Below are 1,241 nucleotides of genomic sequence, written 5' to 3' on the forward strand. Positions count from 1 at the left end.
TGACGTGCGCCCCTGATTGTTACCACTCAGAGGTAGAGTCCGGCTCCTTGATGATGGTTGGTTGAGATGATGGCAACATGTCTGGGGGCATGCCCCCAGACATGTTGGCCGGCGATCTCGGCGGGGGTCTTCCCGGCCAGTTTCGAGTGCGGCCTGACGTTGTTATAATCGTGCTGCCAAGCATCGAGCACGAAGCGGGCGTGAGCCAGCGACGTAAACAGCGTCTCGTTGAGGCATTCGTCCCGCAGACGGCCGTTGAAGCTCTCGACAAAGCCGTTCTGCATCGGCTTGCCCGGCGCGATGTAATGCCACTCGACCCGCCGCTCCTGCGACCAGCGCAGGATGGCCGACGACGTCAGCTCGGTTCCGTTATCGCTGACCACCGTGTGCGGCTTGCCGCGCACCCCGATCAGCCGCGTCAGTTCCCGAGCGACCCGCAAGCCCGACAGCGACGTGTCCGCCACCAGCGCCAGGCATTCCCGTGTGTAATCGTCGACCACGCACAGGATGCGGAACCGCCGGCTGCACGTCAGCGTGTCGGACACGAAGTCCAGTGACCAGCGCTGGTTCGGGCCATCCGGCAACAGCATCGGTGCCCGCGTGCCCAACGCGCGCTTGCGGCCACCGCGACGGCGGACCCGCAGGTTCTCCTCGCGGTAAATCCGTCGCAGCTTCTTGTGGTTGGGCGTCATCCCCTCACGCGCCAGCAGATAACCCAGACGGCGATACCCGAACCGGCGGCGCTCTGCCGCCAGTTCACGCAAACGCGCCCGCAAGGGCGCATCATCAACCCTCGTCGGCTGATACCGGATCACCCGGCGGCTCACGCCGACAAGACTGCACGCCCGACGCTCGCTCAGGCCGTGATGCTCACGGGCATGGGCGACGGCTTCCCGCTTCGCGCCGGGCGTTACCATTTTTTTGATGCCAGATCCTTCAGCACCACGTTGTCGAGCATCGCCTCCGCAAGAAGCTTCTTCAGCTTCGCGTTCTCGTCCTCCAGCGCCCTTAGACGCCGCGCCTCGGATACCTCCAAACCGCCGAACTTGGCCTTGTACTTGTAGAAGGTAGCCCCGCTGATCCCGTGTCGACGGCATACCTCCGCCGTCGGCATCCCCGCCTCGTGCTCCTTCAAAATCGCGATGATCTGCTCTTCGCTGAACCTGCTGCTGCGCAGCTTCGTCCGACTCCTTCGCGTCGGACTCTACTCAAAATCGGTCACATTTCAGGGGCGCACGTCA

At 63.7% G+C, this 1,241-nt stretch carries 1 protein-coding gene; it reads right to left on the minus strand.

What is annotated here, in order from left to right; translation table 11 throughout:
- Positions 1-26: 26 nt before the first annotated feature.
- A protein-coding gene (locus E5A73_RS21135; RefSeq protein ID WP_135965834.1) for an IS3 family transposase occupies positions 27-1,177 on the minus strand; the annotation gives its coding sequence in 2 pieces (ribosomal slippage) (positions 27-925 and positions 925-1,177; 1,152 coding nt in all).
- Positions 1,178-1,241 lie beyond the last annotated feature (64 nt).

The sequence above is a fragment of the Sphingomonas gei genome, assembly GCF_004792685.1.
GTDB lineage: Bacteria > Pseudomonadota > Alphaproteobacteria > Sphingomonadales > Sphingomonadaceae > Sphingomonas > Sphingomonas gei.